The sequence below is a fragment of the Acidovorax cavernicola genome, assembly GCF_003581445.1.
In genome coordinates this window covers 72,448-90,030 of record NZ_QXMN01000007.1, presented here as the reverse complement: position 1 = coordinate 90,030, position 17,583 = coordinate 72,448, and the positions used below count along the sequence as shown (strand labels likewise).

The following is a 17,583-nucleotide window of genomic DNA, read 5'->3' as shown; positions in this document are numbered from 1 at the left end:
GTGGGGACCTACCTTTCTTCAGCGCGAGCGGCCTCGGGCCGCGGCGCGGGTTTGTCGTGCAGCGCTTCCAGGGCGCGCTGGCCGCGCCCGCCGAGAAAGTACTCGTGGATGAAGGGGTGCGGATAAGCGATGACTTCGCGCGCCGTGCCGCTCACGATCACCTGCTGGTCGGCCAGCACCGCGATGCGGGTGCTCAGGTCGAACAGCGTGTCCAGGTCGTGCGTGACCATCACGACCGTCAGGCCCAGCTCGCGGTGCAGGCCGCGCAGCAGGTCGCAGAAACTGTCGGAGGCCTCGGGGTCGAGGCCGGCGGTGGGTTCGTCCAGCAGCAGCAGCGGCGGGTCCATGATGAGCGCGCGCGCCAGCGCCACGCGCTTGATCATGCCGCCCGACAGGTCCGACGGGCTCTTGTTGGCGTGCTGCGGCTCCAGCCCCACCATCTGCAGCTTCACGAGCGCGGCGTGGCGGATCAGGTCGTCGGGCAATAGCTTGAGTTCGCGCAGCGGAAAGGCGATGTTCTCCAGAACGCTGAAGGCCGAGAACAGCGCGCCGTGCTGGAACAGCATGCCCACGTTGGCCGCGCCGGCCGCGCTGAGTTCGCCCGGCGCCTGGCCCAGCACCTCGACCACGCCTTTCGTGGGTTTCTGCAGCCCGAGGATCTGGCGCAGCAGCACCGTCTTGCCGGTGCCCGAGCCGCCGACCAGCGACAGCACCTCGCCGCGCTCGATGTGCAGGTCGAGGTTGCGGTGCACCACCTGCTCGCCGTCGGTGTTCTTGAACACCGTCCACAGTTTGCGGATGTCGACGACCACGTTGTCGGCAGCGTTCGTCATCCGCGGAATCCTATGCCCTTGAACAGGACGGCGAAGAGCGCGTCGACCAGGATCACGGCGGTGATCGAGGTCACGACCGACGACGTGGTGCCACGCCCCAGGCTCTCGGTGTTGGGCTTGACCTTCATGCCGAAGTAGCAGCCGATCAGCGCGATCAGCACGCCGAACACCGCCGACTTGGCGGTGGCGAGCCAGACGTTGGAAATCGGCACCGCGCGCGGCAGCGCCGAGAGAAAGTAGGAGGGCGAAATGTCGAGCGCCGCGTTGGCCGCGAGCATGCCGCCGGCCAGCGCCGCCATCGAGGTCCACAGGCTGATCAAGGGCATTGCGATGGCCAGCGCCAGCACGCGCGGCATCACGAGGCGAAAGCCGTGCGGGATGCCCATCACGCGCATGGCGTCGAGTTCTTCGGTGACGCGCATCACGCCGATCTGCGCCGTGATCGCCGAGCCCGAGCGGCCCGCGATCAGTACGGCGGCCAGCACCGGCCCCAGCTCGCGGATCAGCGACAGGCCCAGGATGTTCACCACGAAGGTCTCGGCGCCGTACTGGCGCAACTGCTGCGAGATCAGGTAGGCCAGCACCACGCCGATCAGCAGCCCGACTAGCGCCGTGATGTGCAGCGCCGTGGCGCCGAACTGGTAGAGATGACCCGAGAAATCGCGCCACGGCGCGCGATGCGGTGCGCGCGCCAGGGTGCACAGGTCGAGCGCGAGCTGGCCGATGAGGCCGACGAAGTCGCGCATCACCACCATCGCGCGCGGGCCGTGGTGGGCGAACTCGCGCACGCGGTCGGGCAGCGACTTCGCCGGCTCGTCCGGCGTGGCGACGGTGAACTGCGCCACCTGGTCGAGCACCGCGCGGTGCTGCGGCAGCAGTTCGAGCGTGGCGGGCCATTCGTGGCGCCAGTGGTCCCACAGCAACTGGGCGCCGATGTGGTCGAGCTGCTCGATCGGGCGCAGGTCCCAGGCTCGGTCGGCTTCGGGCGGCAGGGCGCTCAGGCTTTTCGCCAGCGCCTCCCAGGCCGGCCGCGACGACATCGCCAACGTGGTCCAGCGACCGCCGGCCACGGCCCAGGTGCGGCCATCCTGCGTCTGTTGCCCGAGTCGGGGCCACGCGCTGTCGGCGGCTGGAGCGTCGGCAGGCGATGTGGCGGGCGGCATAGGCGGATGAACGGAAAAGTTAACAAAAAACTGGTTCGGGAAGGGCGCATCGTAACCGCGTGCATCCGCACCTCGTGTGCCCCGAATCTCCCGTTCGCGTAGGGCGTGACGCCGTTTTTTCAGCTTTTCTTCAGCCTGGTGTGCGTCGGCGATGCGTACTGGCCCGGCCCCTGCGGCGCCCGCTTCAACTCCAGGCGCGCGAGAGCGCGTCCCAGGCGCTGGCGATGACGGGCTCGTTGCGCCGCGCCGCCAGCGAGACGAAGCGCAACGCGCAGTCGAGCTGCACGCGGTCGGCGAGCACGAGGCCGTGGGCTTGGCTCTCGCGGATCGCGATCGAATCGCGCACCAGACTCAGGCCCACGCCCGACTTCAGCAGGTCGAGCATCGAGGCCTCCTGGTCCACCAGCGCCACACGGCGCGGCGCCAGCCCAAGGGGGCCGAACACCTGTTCCAGCAGCCGGTGGTGCGCCGACTCGGGTGGCGTGGCCAGCCAGGGCAGCGCGGCCAGCGCCTTCCAGTCGCGGCCCAGCACCTGCGGGCCCCAGCCCGCCGGCGCCACCACGCGGTAGGTGAAGCGGGTGAGCGTGCGCGCCGAGAGCGCCGGGGACGCAGATGTGGCCGACGCGGCGTCGCCCTCGGTGCCGAGGTGAAAGCCCACGTCGAGTTCGCCGCGCTGCACCTGCGCGAGCACGCTGCCGCTCATGCCGTGGCGCAGCTCGGTCTCGATTTGCGGCGCGGCCTCGACCAGCTCGCGCAGGAACATGCCCAGGCGGGTGAATTCAGGGTCGAGGATGGTGCCGATGCGCAGCGCGCCGCGCACGGTCGACTGCAGGTTGCGCGCGGCCTGCTGCAGGTCGCCCACGGCCGCAAGCACGCGCTCGGCCTGCGGCAGCAGGGCCGCGCCGTCGGCCGTCAGCGCCAGGCCATGCGGTGTGCGCGTGAACAGTTGCAACCCGGTGTCCTCGGCGAAACGCTTGAGCTGCAGGCTCACCGCGGGTTGCGTCAGGTGCAGCTTCTCGGCCGTGCGTGACACGTTGCCTTCCCGCGCCGCCAGAACGAAGGCGCGCAGAATCTGGAGGTCCATCGATGCCGTAGTCATATAAAACAGATTTATAAGCCCATCGACGCGAATTCATTGGCCTTTTCCACGTGGATTAGGCCAAATTGCCTTCAGGAGACCTTCTTATGTCCATCAGTATCAGAAATATCGATCACCACATCGCTGGCGTCGCTGCCGCCAACACCTCGGGCCGCACGCAGGACGTGACGAACCCCGCCACCGGCGCCGTCACCGGCAAGGTGGGTCTGGCCGACGCGGCGCAGGTCGACGCTGCCGTGGCTGCCGCGCAGGCGGCGTTCCCCAAGTGGGCCGACACGCCGCCGATCCGCCGCGCACGCGTGATGTTCAAGTTCCTCGAACTGCTCAACCAGCACAAGGACGAGCTGGCCCACCTCATCACCGCCGAGCACGGCAAGGTGTTCACCGATGCGCAGGGCGAAGTCAGCCGCGGCATCGACATCGTCGAGTTCGCCTGCGGCATCCCGCAACTGCTCAAGGGCGACTTCACCGACCAGGTGAGCACCGGCATCGACAACTGGACGCTGCGCCAGCCGCTGGGCGTGGTCGCCGGCATCACGCCTTTCAACTTCCCGGTGATGGTGCCGATGTGGATGTTCCCGGTGGCCATCGCCGCGGGCAACACCTTCGTGCTCAAGCCCAGCCCGAGCGACCCGAGCGCGTCGCTCATGATGGCCGAGCTGCTCAAGCAGGCCGGCCTGCCCGACGGCGTGTTCAACGTGGTGCAGGGCGACAAGGCGGCGGTCGATGCGCTGCTCGAGCACCCTGACGTCAAGGCCATCAGCTTCGTGGGTTCCACGCCCATCGCCAACTACATCTACGAGACCGGCGCGCGCCACGGCAAGCGCGTGCAGGCCCTGGGCGGCGCGAAGAACCACATGGTGGTCATGCCCGACGCCGACATCGACCAGGCCGTGGACGCACTCATCGGCGCCGGCTACGGCTCGGCCGGCGAGCGCTGCATGGCGATCAGCGTGGCGGTGCTGGTGGGCGACGTGGCCGACCGGCTGCTGCCCAAGCTCATCGAGCGCACGAAGACGCTGAAGGTGCTCGACGGCAGGAACCTCGCGGCCGAGATGGGCCCGATCGTCACGCGCGCCGCGCACGAGCGCATCACCGGCTACATCGCGCAGGGCGAGAAGGAAGGCGCGAAGCTGCTGGTCGACGGGCGTCAGTTCGACGGCAGCCAGGCTGGCGAAGGCTGCGGCGATGGCTTCTGGATGGGCGGCACGCTGTTCGACCACGTCACGCCCGAGATGCGCATCTACAAGGAAGAGATCTTCGGCCCGGTGCTGGGTTGCGTGCGCGTGGCGACCTTCAAGGACGCGGTCGACCTCATCAACGCCCACGAGTTCGGCAACGGCGTGAGCTGCTTCACGCGCGACGGCAACGTGGCGCGCGAATTCGGCCGCCGCATCCAGGTCGGCATGGTCGGCATCAACGTGCCGATCCCGGTGCCGATGGCGTGGCATGGCTTCGGCGGCTGGAAGAAGAGCCTGTTCGGCGACATGCACGCGTATGGCGAAGAGGGCGTGCGCTTCTATACGAAGCAGAAGTCGATCATGCAGCGCTGGCCCGAGAGCATCGGAAAAGGCGCGGAATTCGTGATGCCGACGGCGAAGTAAAAAGGGGCGCTGCACGCGCGGCGCTTCCATCCGAAGAACAACGAGAGACAAAAAAGCCAGCCGCCATGAGCGACACCACCTTCGACTACATCATCATCGGCGCCGGCACCGCCGGCTCGCTCATCGCCAACCGGCTGAGCGCCGACAAGAACAAGCGCGTGCTGCTCATCGAGGCCGGCCGCAAGGACGACTACCACTGGATCCACATTCCGGTGGGCTATCTGTATTGCATCGGCAACCCGCGCACCGACTGGCTCTACAACACCGAGCCGGACGCGGGCCTGAACGGCCGCACGCTGCGCTACCCGCGCGGCAAGACGCTGGGCGGCTGCTCCAGCATCAACGGCATGATCTACATGCGCGGCCAGTCGCGCGACTACGAGCACTGGGCCGAGCTCACGGGTGACGACGGCTGGCGCTGGGACAGCGTGCTGCCGGCTTTCAAGAAACACGAAGATCACTACCTGGGCGCCGACGAGATGCACGGCGCGGGCGGCGAATGGCGCGTCGAGAAGCAGCGGCTGCGCTGGGACATCCTCGACGCCTTCGCCGACGCGGCCGTGCAGGCCGGCGTGCCGCACTCGACCGATTTCAACCGCGGCAGCAACGAAGGCGTGGGCTACTTCCAGGTCAACCAGAAGAACGGCTGGCGCTGGAACACGGCCAAGGCCTTCCTGCGGCCCACCTGCTACGGCCGCCCCAATTTCGAGCTGTGGACCGGCGCGCAGGTGTCGCGCCTGCTGTTCGAAACGCTGCCCGACGGCACGAAACGCTGCACGGGCGCCGAAGTGTGGAACGGCTCCGAGATGACCACCGCCCATGCCGAGCGCGAAGTGATCTTGAGCGCGGGCGCCATCGGCTCGCCGCAGATCCTGCAGCTGTCGGGCATCGGCCCGGCAGAGCTGCTGCGCCAGCACGGCATCGATGTGGCGGTCGACGCGACCGGCGTCGGCGCCAACCTGCAGGACCATCTGCAGATCCGCGCGGTCTACAAGATCGAGGGCGCGCCCACGCTCAACGTGCTGGCCTCGTCGCTGGTCGGCAAGGCGAAGATCGGCCTCGAATACCTGCTCAAGCGCAGCGGCCCGATGAGCATGGCGCCGTCGCAGCTCGGCGCCTTCACGCGCAGCTCGCCCGACCGCGAGTGGCCCAACATCCAGTACCACGTGCAGCCGCTGTCGCTCGATGCCTTCGGTGAGCCGCTGCACAGCTTCCCGGCCTTCACCGCGAGCGTGTGCAACCTGAATCCGACGAGCCGGGGCTCGGTGCGCATCAAGAGCCAGCGTTTCGAAGACGCGCCGGCCATCGCGCCCAACTACCTGAGCACCGAGGAAGACCGCAAGGTCGCCGCCGACTCGCTGCGCGTGACGCGCCGCATCGCGCAGCAGCCCGCGCTCGCGAAGTACAAGCCGCAGGAGTGGAAGCCCGGCGCGCAGTACCAGACCGACGAGGACCTCGCGAGGCTGGCCGGCGACATCGCCACCACCATCTTCCATCCGGTCGGCACCACCAAGATGGGCGCCGACAGCGACCCGATGGCGGTGCTCGACGCGCGCCTGCGCGTGCGCGGTGTGCGCGGCCTGCGCGTGGTCGATGCGGGCGCGATGCCCACCATCACGAGCGGCAACACCAACAGCCCGACGCTGATGATGGCGGAGAAGGCGGCGGGCTGGATCCTCGAAGACAACAACGGCCGCTGAGCCGAGGTTAGCGGCGCGTTGTTGACTTGCGCGGCTTGGGCGGCTCGGCAGGGGCCGTCAGCCGCGCCTTCGCGCCTTCGAGCATGAGGTCCACGCCGACCTCGAACATGGCATCGGGACCGGCCTTGCGGTAGCTGGCGAAGGCCTCGGCCAGCAGGGGGCGCGACGCGGCGGCGGCATCGAGCGTCTGCTGCCGCTCGGCCGCATCGGGTGGCGCGGCCTGTTCTTCCATCACACAGCCCACGGTGTAGCGGCCCAGCGCGATCAGCAGCGCCATGGCCTGTGTCGCCGGCATGCCCAGGCGGACCACGGCCGCCAGTTGGGCTTCCACCATGTCGAGGTCGCCCGGGTCGGGTTCGGAGCCGGCATGCAGCCGCGCACCGTCGCGCCGCGCCAGCAGCGCGCGCCGGAAGCTGCGTGCGTTCTCGCGCAGGAACGTCTCCCACGTTTCGCCTTCCAGCGGCAGCCGGCGGTCGTGTGCGCGGCGCAGGATCTCGCGGTTCATCGCGTCCAGCAGCGCGCGCTTGTTCTTGAAATGCCAGTACAGCGCGGGCTGCTGCACGCCGAGCCGCTCGGCCAGCAGCCGGGTGCTGAGCTTGTCCATGCCGACCTCGTCCAGCAGCGCGAGCGCCGCCTCGAGGATCACTTCATTGTCCAGTTTCATGCCGATGTGCGTGCCCGTATTCAGGCCAATGAGGGGTGCTTCACAGCCTGGAATTTATCGTTGATAATTCCTTATCAATGATAAATTCCAGCATTTCTTCTCCCTCCGCCTTCGCGGGCGGACGCCACGCGCATGCGGTGATCCTTGCGATCGTCACGCTCGACGCCATCGGCATCAGCCTGGTCATGCCGATCGTGCCGGGCCTGCTGCGCGAGGTCGGCCACACCGGCGAACTCGGCTGGCGCTTCGGCGCCTTCCTGTCGCTCTATGCGCTGATGCAGTTCCTTTGCGCGCCTGTGCTCGGCGCGCTGAGCGACCGCTTCGGCCGCCGGCCGGTGCTGCTGGTGTCGGTGGGCGGCGCGGCGATCGATGCGCTCTTCATGGCCTTCGCGCCATCGCTGTGGATGCTGTTCGTGGGCCGCGCGATCGCGGGCATGACGGGCGCGAACATGGCGGTGGCCTCGGCGGCCATCGCCGACCTCACGCCCGAACACCAGCGCGCGCGATGGTTCGGCCGCATGGGCGCCTGCTTCGGGCTGGGCTTCATCGCCGGGCCGGCGATCGGCGGCGTCCTTGGCGACCACGGCGTGCGCTTGCCGTTCGTGGCGGCCGCCGCGCTCAACGGCATCACCTTCCTTGTCGGCCTGCTGGTGCTGCGCGAGTCGCGCCCGCCGGCGCTCGCGGCAAAGCCCTTCGACCGCGGCGTGCTGCATCCGCTGGCGCCGCTGCGCTGGGCCGCGGGCTTTCCCGCGCTGCTGCCGATCCTGGGTGTGTTCCTGGTGCTCGTGATGGTGGGCGAGGTCGCCGGCACGACCTGGGTGCTCTACGGCGAAGACCGCTACGCCTGGAACAGCACGACGATCGGCCTGTCGCTCGCGTGCTTCGGCCTGATCCATGCGGTGGTGCAGGGCGTCGTGGCGGGCCCGGTGGTCGAGCGCTGGGGCGAGCGCGTGGCGATTGCCATCGGCACCCTCTCCGACTGCACGGCCTACGCGTTGATCGCCTTCGCCACGCAAGGCTGGATGGCGCTCGCGTTGCTGCCGCTGCTGTGCATGGGCGGCATCGGCCAGCCTGCGCTGCAGGCGACGTTGTCGCGGCGCGTGGGCGAGGCCGAGCAGGGGCGCCTGCAGGGCGTGCTCGCGAGCATCTCCAGCCTGGCCTCGGTGTTCGGGCCCCTGGTGATCAGCTCGGTCTACTTCGCGTTTCGCGTGCGCTTTCCGGGCGTCGTGTGGCTGGCCGGTGCCGTGCTCTACCTGCTGTGCCTGCCGATCCTGCTGGGCAAGGCGATGTCGGTGCGTGCCGAAGGTCAAGCGAATTCCTGACACACATCGGGTCCCTCCACATTTCACTAGGCAAGGGTGCGGGTTTCGCTGATATTGGCTGGATGACCGCACCTCACACCTCACTGTCCGTCACGACCGAAGTCGACCAGCTGCTGCACCGCCTGGGCGTGCCGCGCGCCGCCCATACCGGCGGCGACCTCGCGGTGCGCTCGCCGATCACCGGCGAGGTGATCGCGCAGGTGCCGACCACCTCGTCCTCCGAAGCCTCTCAGGTCATCGGCCGCGCGCACGCCGCCTTTCCGGCGTGGCGCGACCTGCCCGCGCCGCGCCGCGGTGAGCTGGTGCGGCTGCTCGGCGAAGAACTGCGCGCCGCCAAGGCCGACCTGGGCCGCCTCGTCACGCTCGAGGCTGGCAAGGTGCCGTCCGAAGGCGCGGGTGAGGTGCAGGAAATGATCGACATCTGCGACTTCGCGGTTGGCCTCTCGCGCCAGCTCTACGGCCTCACGCTCGCCACCGAGCGCGCCGAGCACCGCATGATGGAAAGCTGGCATCCGCTGGGCGTGTGCGGCGTGATCTCGGCCTTCAACTTTCCCGTTGCCGTGTGGTCGTGGAACGCGGCGCTGGCGCTGGTGTGCGGTGATCCGGTGGTGTGGAAGCCGTCCGAGAAGACGCCGCTCACGGCCCTTGCCACGCACGCCATCGCCCAGCGTGCGCTGGCGCGCTTCGGCGCCGATGCGCCCGACGGTCTGCTCGGCCTGCTGCTGGGCCGACGCGAGGTGGGTGAGGTGCTGGTCGACGACCCGCGCGTGCCCGTGCTCTCGGCCACGGGCTCGACCGCGATGGGGCGCCATGTCGGTCCGAAGCTGGCGGCGCGCTTTGCGCGCGCGATCCTCGAGCTGGGCGGCAACAACGCGGCCATCGTCGCGCCCTCGGCCGACCTCGACCTCGCGCTGCGCGGCATCGCCTTCGCGGCCATGGGCACGGCGGGGCAGCGCTGCACGACGCTGCGTCGCCTGTTCGTGCACGACAGCATCTACGACCGCCTGGTGCCGCGCCTGGCGAAGGTGTACGCCAGCGTGAAGGTGGGCGACCCGCGAGAGAGCGGCACGCTGGTCGGCCCGCTGATCGACCGCGCGGCCTTCGACGGCATGCAGCGCGCACTCGACGAAAGCCGCGCCGCGGGGGCCATCGTCCATGGCGGCGAGCGCGTGGAAGGCATCGGCACGCCGCAGGCCTGCTACGCGCGTCCCGCCCTGGTGGAGCTGGCCGCGCACGACGGCCCGGTGCTGCGCGAGACCTTCGCGCCCATCCTCTACGTGATGCGCTACACGTCGCTCGACGAAGCCATCGGCTGGCACAACGCGGTGGGGGCGGGGCTGTCGTCGTCGATCTTCACGCTCGACATGCGCGAGGCCGAGCGCTTCCTGTCGAGCGCGGGCTCGGACTGCGGCATCGCCAACGTGAACATCGGGCCGAGCGGCGCGGAAATCGGCGGCGCCTTCGGCGGCGAGAAGGAAACCGGCGGCGGGCGCGAAGCCGGCTCCGACAGCTGGAAGGCCTACATGCGCCGCGCGACGAACACCATCAACTACTCGACCCGCCTGCCGCTGGCGCAGGGCGTGACCTTCGACATCGGCGATTGAAGACGACGTCTCATCGCAGCCCGCCGACGTAGCGCGGCGGCGGCGTGGGCGGCTGGCCATCGGGCTGGCGCGCCGCCAGCCGGGCCGCGCGGGCCAGCGGTTCCATGGCCTGTTCCAGCCGCGTGGCGAGCTGGTCGAGTTCGTCGTCTTTCGTCTCGGCGGCGTGCAGGCGCGTCATGCGCACGATCTCGGTGGCGTACTCGGCGTTGGTGGCCATCCATTCGGTGTCGGTCACGCGGCCGTGCTTGCGTCGCAGCGCCACGTGCAGACGGGCGGCGAGGGCGATGCGTTCGCTTTCGGACATGGATGGCATGGCAAGGGTCTCCGTCTCGGGCTGTTCAGCCTCCCAGGTGTTCCCTGTGTTGAGCAAGATCGAGGCCCAGCAGTTCGCTCTCGGGGTCGACGCGCAAGCCGACCAGCACATGCACCAGGAACAGCACGATGGCCGTGCCCGTCGCGCTGTAGATCGCCACGCTGCCGACCGCGATCGCCTGCGTGAGCACGTTGCCTGTCGCGCCCGAGATGCGCGCGTCGGCGAACACGCCGGTGAGCAGCGCGCCCACGATGCCGCCGATGCCGTGCACGCCGAACACGTCGAGCGAGTCGTCCGCACCGAGCAGGTGCTTCAGGCCCGTGGCGCCCCAGTAGCAGGCCAGCCCGGCGATGGCGCCGATGGCCAGTGCCGCCGGCGGCGTGACGAAGCCCGCCGCCGGCGTGATCGCCACCAGCCCGGCCACGAGGCCCGAGCACAGGCCCAGCAGCGAGGGGCTGCGGCGCACGATCCATTCGCCGATCATCCAGCTCATGGCGCCGGCCGCCGCCGCGATGTGCGTCACCAGCATGGCCAGCCCGGCACGCCCGTCGGCCGCCACCGCCGAGCCGGCATTGAAGCCGAACCAGCCGACCCACAGCAGGCCCGCGCCGGTCATGGTGAGCGCCAGGCTGTAGGGCTCGAAGGCCTCGCGCCCGTAGCCCCGGCGCGGCCCGAGCGCGTAGGCGCACACGAGGCCCGCGATGCCCGCGTTGACGTGCACCACCGAGCCGCCCGCGAAGTCGAGCGCGCCCATCTGCGCGAGCCAGCCGCCCGGCTCCCACACCCAGTGCGCGACCGGCGCGTAGACCAGCACGCTCCACAACAGCGCGAACCACAGCAGGGCCGAGAAGCGCATGCGTTCGACAAAGGCGCCGAGCACCAGCGCGGTGGTGATGATCGCGAAGCTCAGCTGGAACATGGCGTAGACCGATTCCGGCACGTTCGGCGCCACGTGGCTCACGGCCACCTGGCCGGCGTCCTTGAGGTACTCGAAGCCCGAGAAGCCGATGTGCGAGAGATCGCCCAGCCAGGGCCAGCCGGGCGTGAAGGCCAGCGAGTAGCCGAGCGCGAACCAGGTCAGCGAGACCACCGCGGCGATCGCCACTACCCCGGCCATGGTGGCCAGCACGTTCTTGCGCCGCACCATGCCGGCGTAGAAAAGCGCGATGCCGGGCAGTGTCATCAGCAGCACCAGCGCGGTCGAGGTCATCATCCAGGCCGTGTCGGCCGCTTGGAGGGAAGCTTGCGGTGCCAGCAGGGCCATGGCCGTTTCTTCTTGGAGTGGTGGACAGGTGCGTCTGTGCACAAGTCATGCCATCTGTTAACGGTTGAAACACTTTGGTTTGCCAACCGGAAGGTCGAAGTAAGACGAAGCGGGTAATTCCTAATGCACTGGGCAGGTGCGCGCTTGCACAATCTGCGCACTCGCGACGGGCCCTGCTCGTACTGCCGAGGGTCCGAGGAGACAAGCTTCCGATCGATCAACAAGAACATTCTTCAAAGGCTCCGTACGAGATGCCTGTCTGACAGTTAAAAGCGCCGCTGGTCGGCGCTTTTTTTTTGCCCGCTCGTTGCGTGGCGGTCGACGTTTTCCTTCAAGCCAAACAAGCCTTCTGACCAGCCAGGGTCGGTCGTGATAGCTATCGTTTCGATAGCGATTCCGGTGAGACAATCCCCCGCATGGAAATGCTGGTGGTCACGGGCGCCTCACTGCTCGCGGGTTTTATCGATGCGATCGTGGGCGGCGGCGGGTTGATCCTGGTGCCGGCTCTCTTTGCGGTGTTTCCGGGCGCGCCGCCGGCCACGCTGCTGGGCACCAACAAGAGCGCGTCGATCTGGGGCACGGCGGCGTCGGCGGCCCAGTTCAGCCAGCGGGTGCAGATGCGCTGGGGCGCCATGTGGCCGGCCGCGCTGCTGGGCTTCGGCGGTTCGATGCTCGGCGCCTGGACCGTCACGGTCTTCCCGGGCGACTTTCTGCGCCGGGCGCTGCCGGTCATCCTGCTGGGCGTGCTGATCTACACGCTGGCGCGCAAGGACATGGGCCGGCTGCACGCGCCGCGCTTCAGCGGCCGGGCCGAAACCCTGGCGGCCAGCACCATCGGCCTGACCATCGGTTTCTACGACGGCTTTTTCGGGCCCGGCACGGGCAGCTTCCTGGTGTTCCTGTTCGTGCGCTGGATGGGCTACGACTTCCTCAACGCCTCGGCCTCGGCCAAGGTCATCAACACCCTGACCAACGCCGCGGCGCTGATCCTGCTGGCCGCCAAGGGCCACGTCTGGTGGCACTACGGGCTGGTGATGGCGGTCGCCAACGTGGCCGGCAGCCTGGCCGGTACGCGCGTGGCGCTGAAGCATGGCGCGGGCTTCGTGCGGATCGTGTTCATCGTGGTGGTGAGCGCGCTGATCCTGAAGACCGCCTACGACGCGTTCCTGAAATAAAAAAGCCCTGGCGCGAGGCCCGGGGCTTTTCGAGGCAACACGGCGGGCTCAGTCCTCCACAAACGCCTCTTCGCGTTTCGCCTTGATCGCCGGCAGCAGCACGATGGCCAGCAGCAGCGCCGCGGCGATCAGCAGCCCTGCCGACAGCGGCCGCGTGACGAACACGCTCCACGCCCCGCGCGACAGCAGCAGCGCCCGCCGCAGGTTCTCTTCCATCATCGGGCCCAGGATGAAGCCCAGCAGCAGGGGCGCCGGCTCGGTGCGCAGCTTCAGGAACAGGTAGCCGATGAAGCCGAAGATCGCCACCATCCACACGTCGAAGGTGTTGTTGTTGGTCGAGTACACGCCGATTGCGCAGAACAGCACGATCGCCGGGAACAGGAACTTGTAGGGCACCGTCAGCAGCTTGATCCACATGCCGATCAGCGGCAGGTTCAGGATGATCAGCATCGCGTTGCCGATCCACATCGAGGCGATCAGGCCCCAGAACAGCTCCGGGTTGCTGGTCATCACCTGCGGGCCGGGCTGGATGTTGTGGATCGTCATGGCACCCACCATCAGCGCCATCACGGCGTTGGGCGGGATGCCCAGCGTCAAGAGCGGAATGAAGGAGGTCTGCGCACCGGCGTTGTTGGCCGACTCGGGCGACGCCACGCCGCGGATGTTGCCCTTGCCGAAGGCGACTTCGCCGGGCTGCATCTTGATCTTCTTCTCCAGCGCATAGGCCGCGAAAGCCGCCAGCAGCGCACCGCCGCCTGGCAGGATGCCCAGCGCCGAGCCCAGTGCCGTACCGCGCAGCACGGCCGGCATCATCCGCTTGAAGTCGTCCTTGGTGGGCCACAGGCCCTTGACCTTGTGCGTGAAGACCTCGCGCTCGTCGTCGGGCTGCGAGAGGTTGCCGATGATTTCGCCGTAGCCGAACACGCCCATGGCGATCACCACGAAGCCGATACCGTCGGTCAGCTCGGGAATGTCGAAGCTGAAGCGCGCGACGCCCGAGTTCACGTCGGTGCCCACGATGCCCAGCAGGAGGCCCAGCACGATCATCGCCACCGCCTTGAGCAGCGAGCCCGAGGCCAGCACCACGGCGCCGATCAGGCCCAGCACCATCAGCGAGAAGTACTCGGCGGGGCCGAACTTGAAGGCCAGCTCGGTCAGCGGCGGCGCGAAGGCGGCCAGGATCAGCGTGCCGACGCAGCCCGCGAAGAACGAGCCCAGGCCCGCAGCCGCCAGCGCGGGGCCCGCGCGGCCCTGCCTTGCCATCTGGTAGCCGTCGATACAGGTGACCACCGAGGACGACTCCCCGGGCAGGTTCACCAGAATGGCGGTGGTCGAGCCGCCGTACTGCGCGCCGTAGTAGATGCCGGCCAGCATGATCAGCGCCGACACGGGCGGCAGCGCATAGGTGGCGGGCAGCAGCATCGCGATCGTCGCGACCGGGCCGATGCCCGGCAGCACGCCGATCAGCGTGCCCAGGATGCAGCCGACCAGGCAGTACAGCAGGTTGGTGAAGGTGAAGGCGACGCCGAAGCCGGTCGCCAGGTTGTGGAACAGTTCCATGGCGGTGTGCTCCTCAACCCGAAATGAACGTGGGCCAGACCTGGATCTGGAGCTTGAGCGCCCAGATGAAGGCCACGTAGCTGCCGGCCGCCAGGATGGTCGACAGCACCAGCACGTCGCGCAGCTTGAAGTGCTCGCCGGCCATGCTCGAGATGATCGTCAGCGCGTAGATCGCGATGATCATGCCCATCGCCGGCAGCCCGATGCTGGGCAGACCGCCCAGCAGCACGCCGAAGGCCAGGTTGGCGCCGAGCACGAAGGCCAGCGGCTTCCAGGCCCATTTGCCGATCTTGTCGCCGTCGGCGCTCTCGACCACCATGGCCTGGAACATGATCAGCCCGCCCAGCAGCGCCAGCAGGATGCCCAGCATCAGCGGGAAGTAGCCCGGCCCCATGCGGGCGCCGTCCCCGATGTTGTAGGTGGTGGCGCCGATGGCGAAAGCGCCACCGACGGCGGCGAACATGACGCCTGAAAAGAAGTCCGCCTGTCTCTTGATCTTCATCGTCTCGACCCTCTGTTGTCCTCTGTTTTGGGAAGGACGAGGGTCGTCGCCAGCGGCTGACCATGGGCTGACCGCAGCGGTAAGGACTAATGCTTACCGGGTTTTCATTAGGAGGAGCTGACCAGAGCTGCCCAAGGGTGGCCATTGGGTGCAGAAACGAAAAAAGCTCCCGAAGGAGCTTTTTTTCATTCAGAGAGCCGAAGCTCTCGGAGTGCGGGGGAGGGCTTAGTAGCCGCCGCGGCCACCGCCGCCGTAGCCGCCGCCGTCACCACGGCCACCGCCGCCGTAACCGCCGCCGCCGCCACCACCGTAGCCGCCGCCACCGCTGCGGCCACCGCCGCCGTAGCCGCCGCCACCACCGCCGTAGCCGCCACCGCCGGTGCGGGGGGGACGTGCTTCCATCGGACGGGCTTCGTTCACCGTCAGGGCGCGGCCCTGCAGCGACGCGCCGTTCATGCCTTCGATGGCCGACAGTGCTTCAGCATCGGTACCCATTTCGACGAAGCCGAAGCCCTTCGAACGGCCGGTGTCGCGTTCCATCATGACCTTGGCGCTGACGATCGAGCCGAACTCGCCGAAAGCCTGTTCCAGATCGTTGTCACGCACGGAGTAGGCGAGGTTGCCCACGTAAAGTTTCTTGCCCATGGAGGGACTCCTAATTCAAACCTAAAAAACACAAAGCGATGGAGTCCCAGAATCACAACAAACGATGCGCTGTGGCGCGAAACTGACCGATCACCAAATTACGTGCACGGGAGCCAAAGCTCGCAGACACGTAGGCCGGATTATCCGGCTCGATTTCCCAAAAAAGGCGGGAAATCTTGTGTTAGCGAGAAACATTCCGGCCCGACGGGCGGTTTCGCAACGGTTTCAGGAGGTCGGACAGACCGTTGTGGTCTATTTCATGCATCAAAGCGAGCAGACGGCCGATTTCTCCTGCGGGGAAACCCTCGCGCGCGAACCAGGTCAGGTAATTCCCGGGCAAATCGGCGATCAGCGTGCCCTTGTGCTTGCCAAAAGGCATCTCGAGCGTCACCAGGCGCTGCAGGTCTTCGGGGTTCATGGCGTGGCTCAGCCTCCCGCGCGCTTGACCGTGTGGCCCTGCTTCACGAGGGCGGCGATCACGGTTTCGCGGTGATCGCCCTGGATCTCGACGGTGCCGTCCTTCACCGTGCCGCCGGTGCCGCAGGCCGCTTTCAGCTGCTTGCCCACGGCCACGAGCGCTGCCGCGTCGAGCGGCAGGCCCTTCACGACGGTCACGCCCTTGCCCTTTCGGCCCTTGGTCTCGTGCGATACGCGGACAATGCCGTCCGTGGCCGCCGTGCGGGCCTTCGCGAGTTCCTTGCAGCGGCATTGCGCCGCCGGGGCGCCGCAGTCGGGGCACATGCGCCCGCCCGCCTCGGTGGAGTACACCAGCGTGCTGCCGGTGCGGTTGTTCTTCATCGTTCCCATTCGATCCGTCTTTCCTTCTCTCTTTTCCCGGTGCCCGTTCCCATGCCATTCGATACCCTGGGCCTGACCCCCGCGCTCGCGCAAGCGGCCGCCGCGAGCGGCTTTGCCGCGCCGACCGCCATCCAGGCGGCGGCCATCCCTGCAATTTTGCAGGGCCGCGACCTGCGGGGCTCGGCGCAGACCGGCTCCGGCAAGACGGCCGCATTTTCCCTGCCGCTGCTGCAGCGCCTGACCGCGCAGCCCGCTTCGTCGGCCTCGCGCCGGCTGCGCGCGCTGGTGCTCGTGCCCACGCGCGAACTCGCGGCCCAGGTCGGCGAGACGCTGGAAGACTTCGCCCGTCACCTGCCGCAGCGCCTGAAGATCGTCGTCGCGGTCGGCGGCGTTTCGATCAACCCGCAAATGATGCGCCTGCGCGGCGGCGCCGACATCGTGGTTGCCACGCCCGGCCGGTTGCTCGACCTGGTCGAGCACAACGCGCTCGCGCTCGACGCGGTGTCGATGCTCGTGCTCGACGAGGCCGACCGCCTGTTCGACCTCGGCTTTGCCGAAGAGCTCCAGCGCATCCTCGCGCTGCTGCCGGCGCGGCGCCAGAACCTGCTGTTCTCGGCCACCTTCCCCATCGCCATCCAGGCGCTGGCCGACGACATGCTGCACGACCCGGCCCTGGTCGACGTGCAGGGCGAGACCGGTACCCGGCCCGACATCGTGCAGCGCGCCATCGAGGTCGACGCCAGCCGCCGCACCCAGCTGTTGCGCCAACTGCTGAAGGAAAACGAAGGCACGTGGGACCGCGTGCTCGTCTTCGTCGCCACGCAGCACGCCGCGCAGACCGTGGCCGAGAAGCTGTACCGCAACGGCATCTACGCCGTGCCCTTCCATGGCGACATCGCCCAGGGCACGCGCCGCGACATCCTCTCGCAGTTCAAGCAAAGCCGCTGGGACGTGGTGATCGCCACCGATCTCGCAGCCCGCGGCCTCGACATCGCGCAGCTGCCCGTGGTCATCAACTACGACCTGCCGCGCTCGCCGACCGACTACATCCACCGCATCGGCCGCACTGGCCGCGCGGGCGCGAGCGGGCTGGCGATTAGCTTCGTGAGCGCCGCGACCGAAGCGCACTTCCGCCTGATCGAGAAGCGCCAGGGCCAGCGCGTGCCGCGCGAGCGCATCGCGGGCTTCGAGCCGGTCGAGGTGGCGCCGCTGGTCGTCGATACCTCGGGCAACGGCGGCATCAAGGGTGCGCGGCCGAGCAAGAAGGACAAGCTGCGCGCGGCGGCGGCACTGGCGGCCGCTTCGCAGCGCAACGACGCCGAACCGAACGACTGACG

The 17,583-nt window shown here is 68.4% G+C and carries 17 protein-coding genes; 6 read left to right on the top strand and 11 right to left on the bottom strand.

Features of this window, described 5'->3' with window-relative positions:
* Positions 1 to 8: 8 nt before the first annotated feature.
* The 3 genes from D3H34_RS08840 to D3H34_RS08830 all read right to left on the bottom strand — a co-directional run bounded on the left by D3H34_RS08840 (position 9) and on the right by D3H34_RS08830 (position 3,095).
* Positions 9 to 833: an ABC transporter ATP-binding protein gene (locus D3H34_RS08840; RefSeq protein WP_119553077.1), complete on the bottom strand. Its 825-nt coding sequence runs from the start codon at positions 831 to 833 to the stop codon at positions 9 to 11.
* Positions 830 to 1,996 carry an MlaE family ABC transporter permease gene (locus D3H34_RS08835; protein WP_119553076.1) on the bottom strand — a complete coding sequence of 389 codons (1,167 nt, stop codon included), beginning with the start codon at positions 1,994 to 1,996 and terminating at the stop codon, positions 830 to 832. The genes D3H34_RS08840 and D3H34_RS08835 overlap by 4 nt, the downstream gene beginning before the upstream one ends.
* A 184-nt stretch (positions 1,997 to 2,180) precedes the next feature.
* Positions 2,181 to 3,095 (bottom strand): LysR family transcriptional regulator, encoded by a 915-nt coding sequence (locus D3H34_RS08830; protein WP_119553075.1) that lies wholly within the window; start codon positions 3,093 to 3,095, stop codon positions 2,181 to 2,183.
* A gap of 86 nt (positions 3,096 to 3,181) precedes the next feature.
* Between D3H34_RS08830 and D3H34_RS08825 the strand changes: the two genes are divergently transcribed.
* Positions 3,182 to 4,699, top strand: coding sequence for a CoA-acylating methylmalonate-semialdehyde dehydrogenase (locus tag D3H34_RS08825; RefSeq protein WP_119553074.1), 1,518 nt, complete (start codon positions 3,182 to 3,184; stop codon positions 4,697 to 4,699).
* A gap of 65 nt (positions 4,700 to 4,764) precedes the next feature.
* A complete protein-coding gene (locus D3H34_RS08820) occupies positions 4,765 to 6,399 on the top strand; it encodes a GMC family oxidoreductase (protein ID WP_119553073.1) in 1,635 nt (544 codons plus the stop codon).
* Between the two features lie 7 nt (positions 6,400 to 6,406).
* On the opposite strand, the gene tetR is transcribed toward D3H34_RS08820, so the two are convergent.
* Positions 6,407 to 7,063, bottom strand: coding sequence for a tetracycline resistance transcriptional repressor TetR (gene tetR / locus D3H34_RS08815; RefSeq protein WP_119553072.1), 657 nt, complete (start codon positions 7,061 to 7,063; stop codon positions 6,407 to 6,409).
* Between the two features lie 77 nt (positions 7,064 to 7,140).
* Between tetR and tet the strand changes: the two genes are divergently transcribed.
* Together tet and amaB are read left to right on the top strand one after the other, a co-directional pair.
* Positions 7,141 to 8,385: a Tet(A)/Tet(B)/Tet(C) family tetracycline efflux MFS transporter gene (gene tet, locus D3H34_RS08810; protein WP_119553071.1), complete on the top strand. Its 1,245-nt coding sequence runs from the start codon at positions 7,141 to 7,143 to the stop codon at positions 8,383 to 8,385.
* Between the two features lie 62 nt (positions 8,386 to 8,447).
* Entirely contained in the window at positions 8,448 to 9,989 is a 1,542-nt protein-coding gene (amaB, locus tag D3H34_RS08805; RefSeq protein ID WP_119553070.1) for an L-piperidine-6-carboxylate dehydrogenase, read from the top strand.
* Positions 9,990 to 9,999: 10 nt separating this feature from the next.
* Here the strand turns inward: amaB and D3H34_RS08800 are convergent, their stop codons facing one another.
* A complete protein-coding gene (locus tag D3H34_RS08800) occupies positions 10,000 to 10,302 on the bottom strand; it encodes a hypothetical protein (protein WP_119553069.1) in 303 nt (100 codons plus the stop codon).
* A 25-nt stretch (positions 10,303 to 10,327) separates the two neighbouring features.
* Positions 10,328 to 11,566 carry an ammonium transporter gene (locus D3H34_RS08795; protein WP_119553068.1) on the bottom strand — a complete coding sequence of 413 codons (1,239 nt, stop codon included), beginning with the start codon at positions 11,564 to 11,566 and terminating at the stop codon, positions 10,328 to 10,330.
* A 416-nt stretch (positions 11,567 to 11,982) separates the two neighbouring features.
* Between D3H34_RS08795 and D3H34_RS08790 the strand changes: the two genes are divergently transcribed.
* Positions 11,983 to 12,741 carry a sulfite exporter TauE/SafE family protein gene (locus tag D3H34_RS08790; RefSeq protein WP_119553067.1) on the top strand — a complete coding sequence of 253 codons (759 nt, stop codon included), beginning with the start codon at positions 11,983 to 11,985 and terminating at the stop codon, positions 12,739 to 12,741.
* A 48-nt stretch (positions 12,742 to 12,789) separates the two neighbouring features.
* On the opposite strand, the gene D3H34_RS08785 is transcribed toward D3H34_RS08790, so the two are convergent.
* The 5 genes from D3H34_RS08785 to D3H34_RS08765 all read right to left on the bottom strand — a co-directional run bounded on the left by D3H34_RS08785 (position 12,790) and on the right by D3H34_RS08765 (position 16,255).
* Positions 12,790 to 14,301 carry a tripartite tricarboxylate transporter permease gene (locus D3H34_RS08785; RefSeq protein ID WP_119553066.1) on the bottom strand — a complete coding sequence of 504 codons (1,512 nt, stop codon included), beginning with the start codon at positions 14,299 to 14,301 and terminating at the stop codon, positions 12,790 to 12,792.
* Between the two features lie 13 nt (positions 14,302 to 14,314).
* Positions 14,315 to 14,803 carry a tripartite tricarboxylate transporter TctB family protein gene (locus tag D3H34_RS08780; RefSeq protein ID WP_119553065.1) on the bottom strand — a complete coding sequence of 163 codons (489 nt, stop codon included), beginning with the start codon at positions 14,801 to 14,803 and terminating at the stop codon, positions 14,315 to 14,317.
* Between the two features lie 225 nt (positions 14,804 to 15,028).
* Positions 15,029 to 15,448 (bottom strand): RNA-binding regulator, encoded by a 420-nt coding sequence (gene rbp / locus D3H34_RS08775; protein ID WP_119553064.1) that lies wholly within the window; start codon positions 15,446 to 15,448, stop codon positions 15,029 to 15,031.
* A gap of 181 nt (positions 15,449 to 15,629) precedes the next feature.
* Complete coding sequence (locus tag D3H34_RS08770) at positions 15,630 to 15,866, bottom strand: DUF3820 family protein (RefSeq protein ID WP_056584018.1); 237 nt, start codon at positions 15,864 to 15,866, stop codon at positions 15,630 to 15,632.
* A gap of 8 nt (positions 15,867 to 15,874) precedes the next feature.
* Positions 15,875 to 16,255, bottom strand: a complete 381-nt coding sequence (locus tag D3H34_RS08765) for a translation initiation factor Sui1 (protein ID WP_119553063.1) — start codon at positions 16,253 to 16,255, stop codon at positions 15,875 to 15,877.
* 42 nt (positions 16,256 to 16,297) lie between these two features.
* Here D3H34_RS08765 and D3H34_RS08760 point away from each other — a divergent pair, with 42 nt between their 5' ends.
* Positions 16,298 to 17,581 (top strand): DEAD/DEAH box helicase, encoded by a 1,284-nt coding sequence (locus D3H34_RS08760; protein WP_119553062.1) that lies wholly within the window; start codon positions 16,298 to 16,300, stop codon positions 17,579 to 17,581.
* Positions 17,582 to 17,583 lie beyond the last annotated feature (2 nt).

Coding starts and splice junctions, on each gene's coding strand:
- D3H34_RS08765 (WP_119553063.1), bottom strand. CDS start 16,255: ATGGGAACGATGAAGAACAACCGCACCGGCAGCACGCTGGTGTACTCC.
- D3H34_RS08770 (WP_056584018.1), bottom strand. CDS start 15,866: ATGAACCCCGAAGACCTGCAGCGCCTGGTGACGCTCGAGATGCCTTTT.
- D3H34_RS08795 (WP_119553068.1), bottom strand. CDS start 11,566: ATGGCCCTGCTGGCACCGCAAGCTTCCCTCCAAGCGGCCGACACGGCC.
- D3H34_RS08785 (WP_119553066.1), bottom strand. CDS start 14,301: ATGGAACTGTTCCACAACCTGGCGACCGGCTTCGGCGTCGCCTTCACC.
- D3H34_RS08835 (WP_119553076.1), bottom strand. CDS start 1,996: ATGCCGCCCGCCACATCGCCTGCCGACGCTCCAGCCGCCGACAGCGCG.
- rbp (WP_119553064.1), bottom strand. CDS start 15,448: ATGGGCAAGAAACTTTACGTGGGCAACCTCGCCTACTCCGTGCGTGAC.
- D3H34_RS08780 (WP_119553065.1), bottom strand. CDS start 14,803: ATGAAGATCAAGAGACAGGCGGACTTCTTTTCAGGCGTCATGTTCGCC.
- amaB (WP_119553070.1), top strand. CDS start 8,448: ATGACCGCACCTCACACCTCACTGTCCGTCACGACCGAAGTCGACCAG.
- D3H34_RS08830 (WP_119553075.1), bottom strand. CDS start 3,095: ATGACTACGGCATCGATGGACCTCCAGATTCTGCGCGCCTTCGTTCTG.
- D3H34_RS08820 (WP_119553073.1), top strand. CDS start 4,765: ATGAGCGACACCACCTTCGACTACATCATCATCGGCGCCGGCACCGCC.
- D3H34_RS08790 (WP_119553067.1), top strand. CDS start 11,983: ATGGAAATGCTGGTGGTCACGGGCGCCTCACTGCTCGCGGGTTTTATC.
- D3H34_RS08840 (WP_119553077.1), bottom strand. CDS start 833: ATGACGAACGCTGCCGACAACGTGGTCGTCGACATCCGCAAACTGTGG.
- D3H34_RS08800 (WP_119553069.1), bottom strand. CDS start 10,302: ATGCCATCCATGTCCGAAAGCGAACGCATCGCCCTCGCCGCCCGTCTG.
- tetR (WP_119553072.1), bottom strand. CDS start 7,063: ATGAAACTGGACAATGAAGTGATCCTCGAGGCGGCGCTCGCGCTGCTG.
- D3H34_RS08760 (WP_119553062.1), top strand. CDS start 16,298: ATGCCATTCGATACCCTGGGCCTGACCCCCGCGCTCGCGCAAGCGGCC.
- D3H34_RS08825 (WP_119553074.1), top strand. CDS start 3,182: ATGTCCATCAGTATCAGAAATATCGATCACCACATCGCTGGCGTCGCT.
- tet (WP_119553071.1), top strand. CDS start 7,141: ATGATAAATTCCAGCATTTCTTCTCCCTCCGCCTTCGCGGGCGGACGC.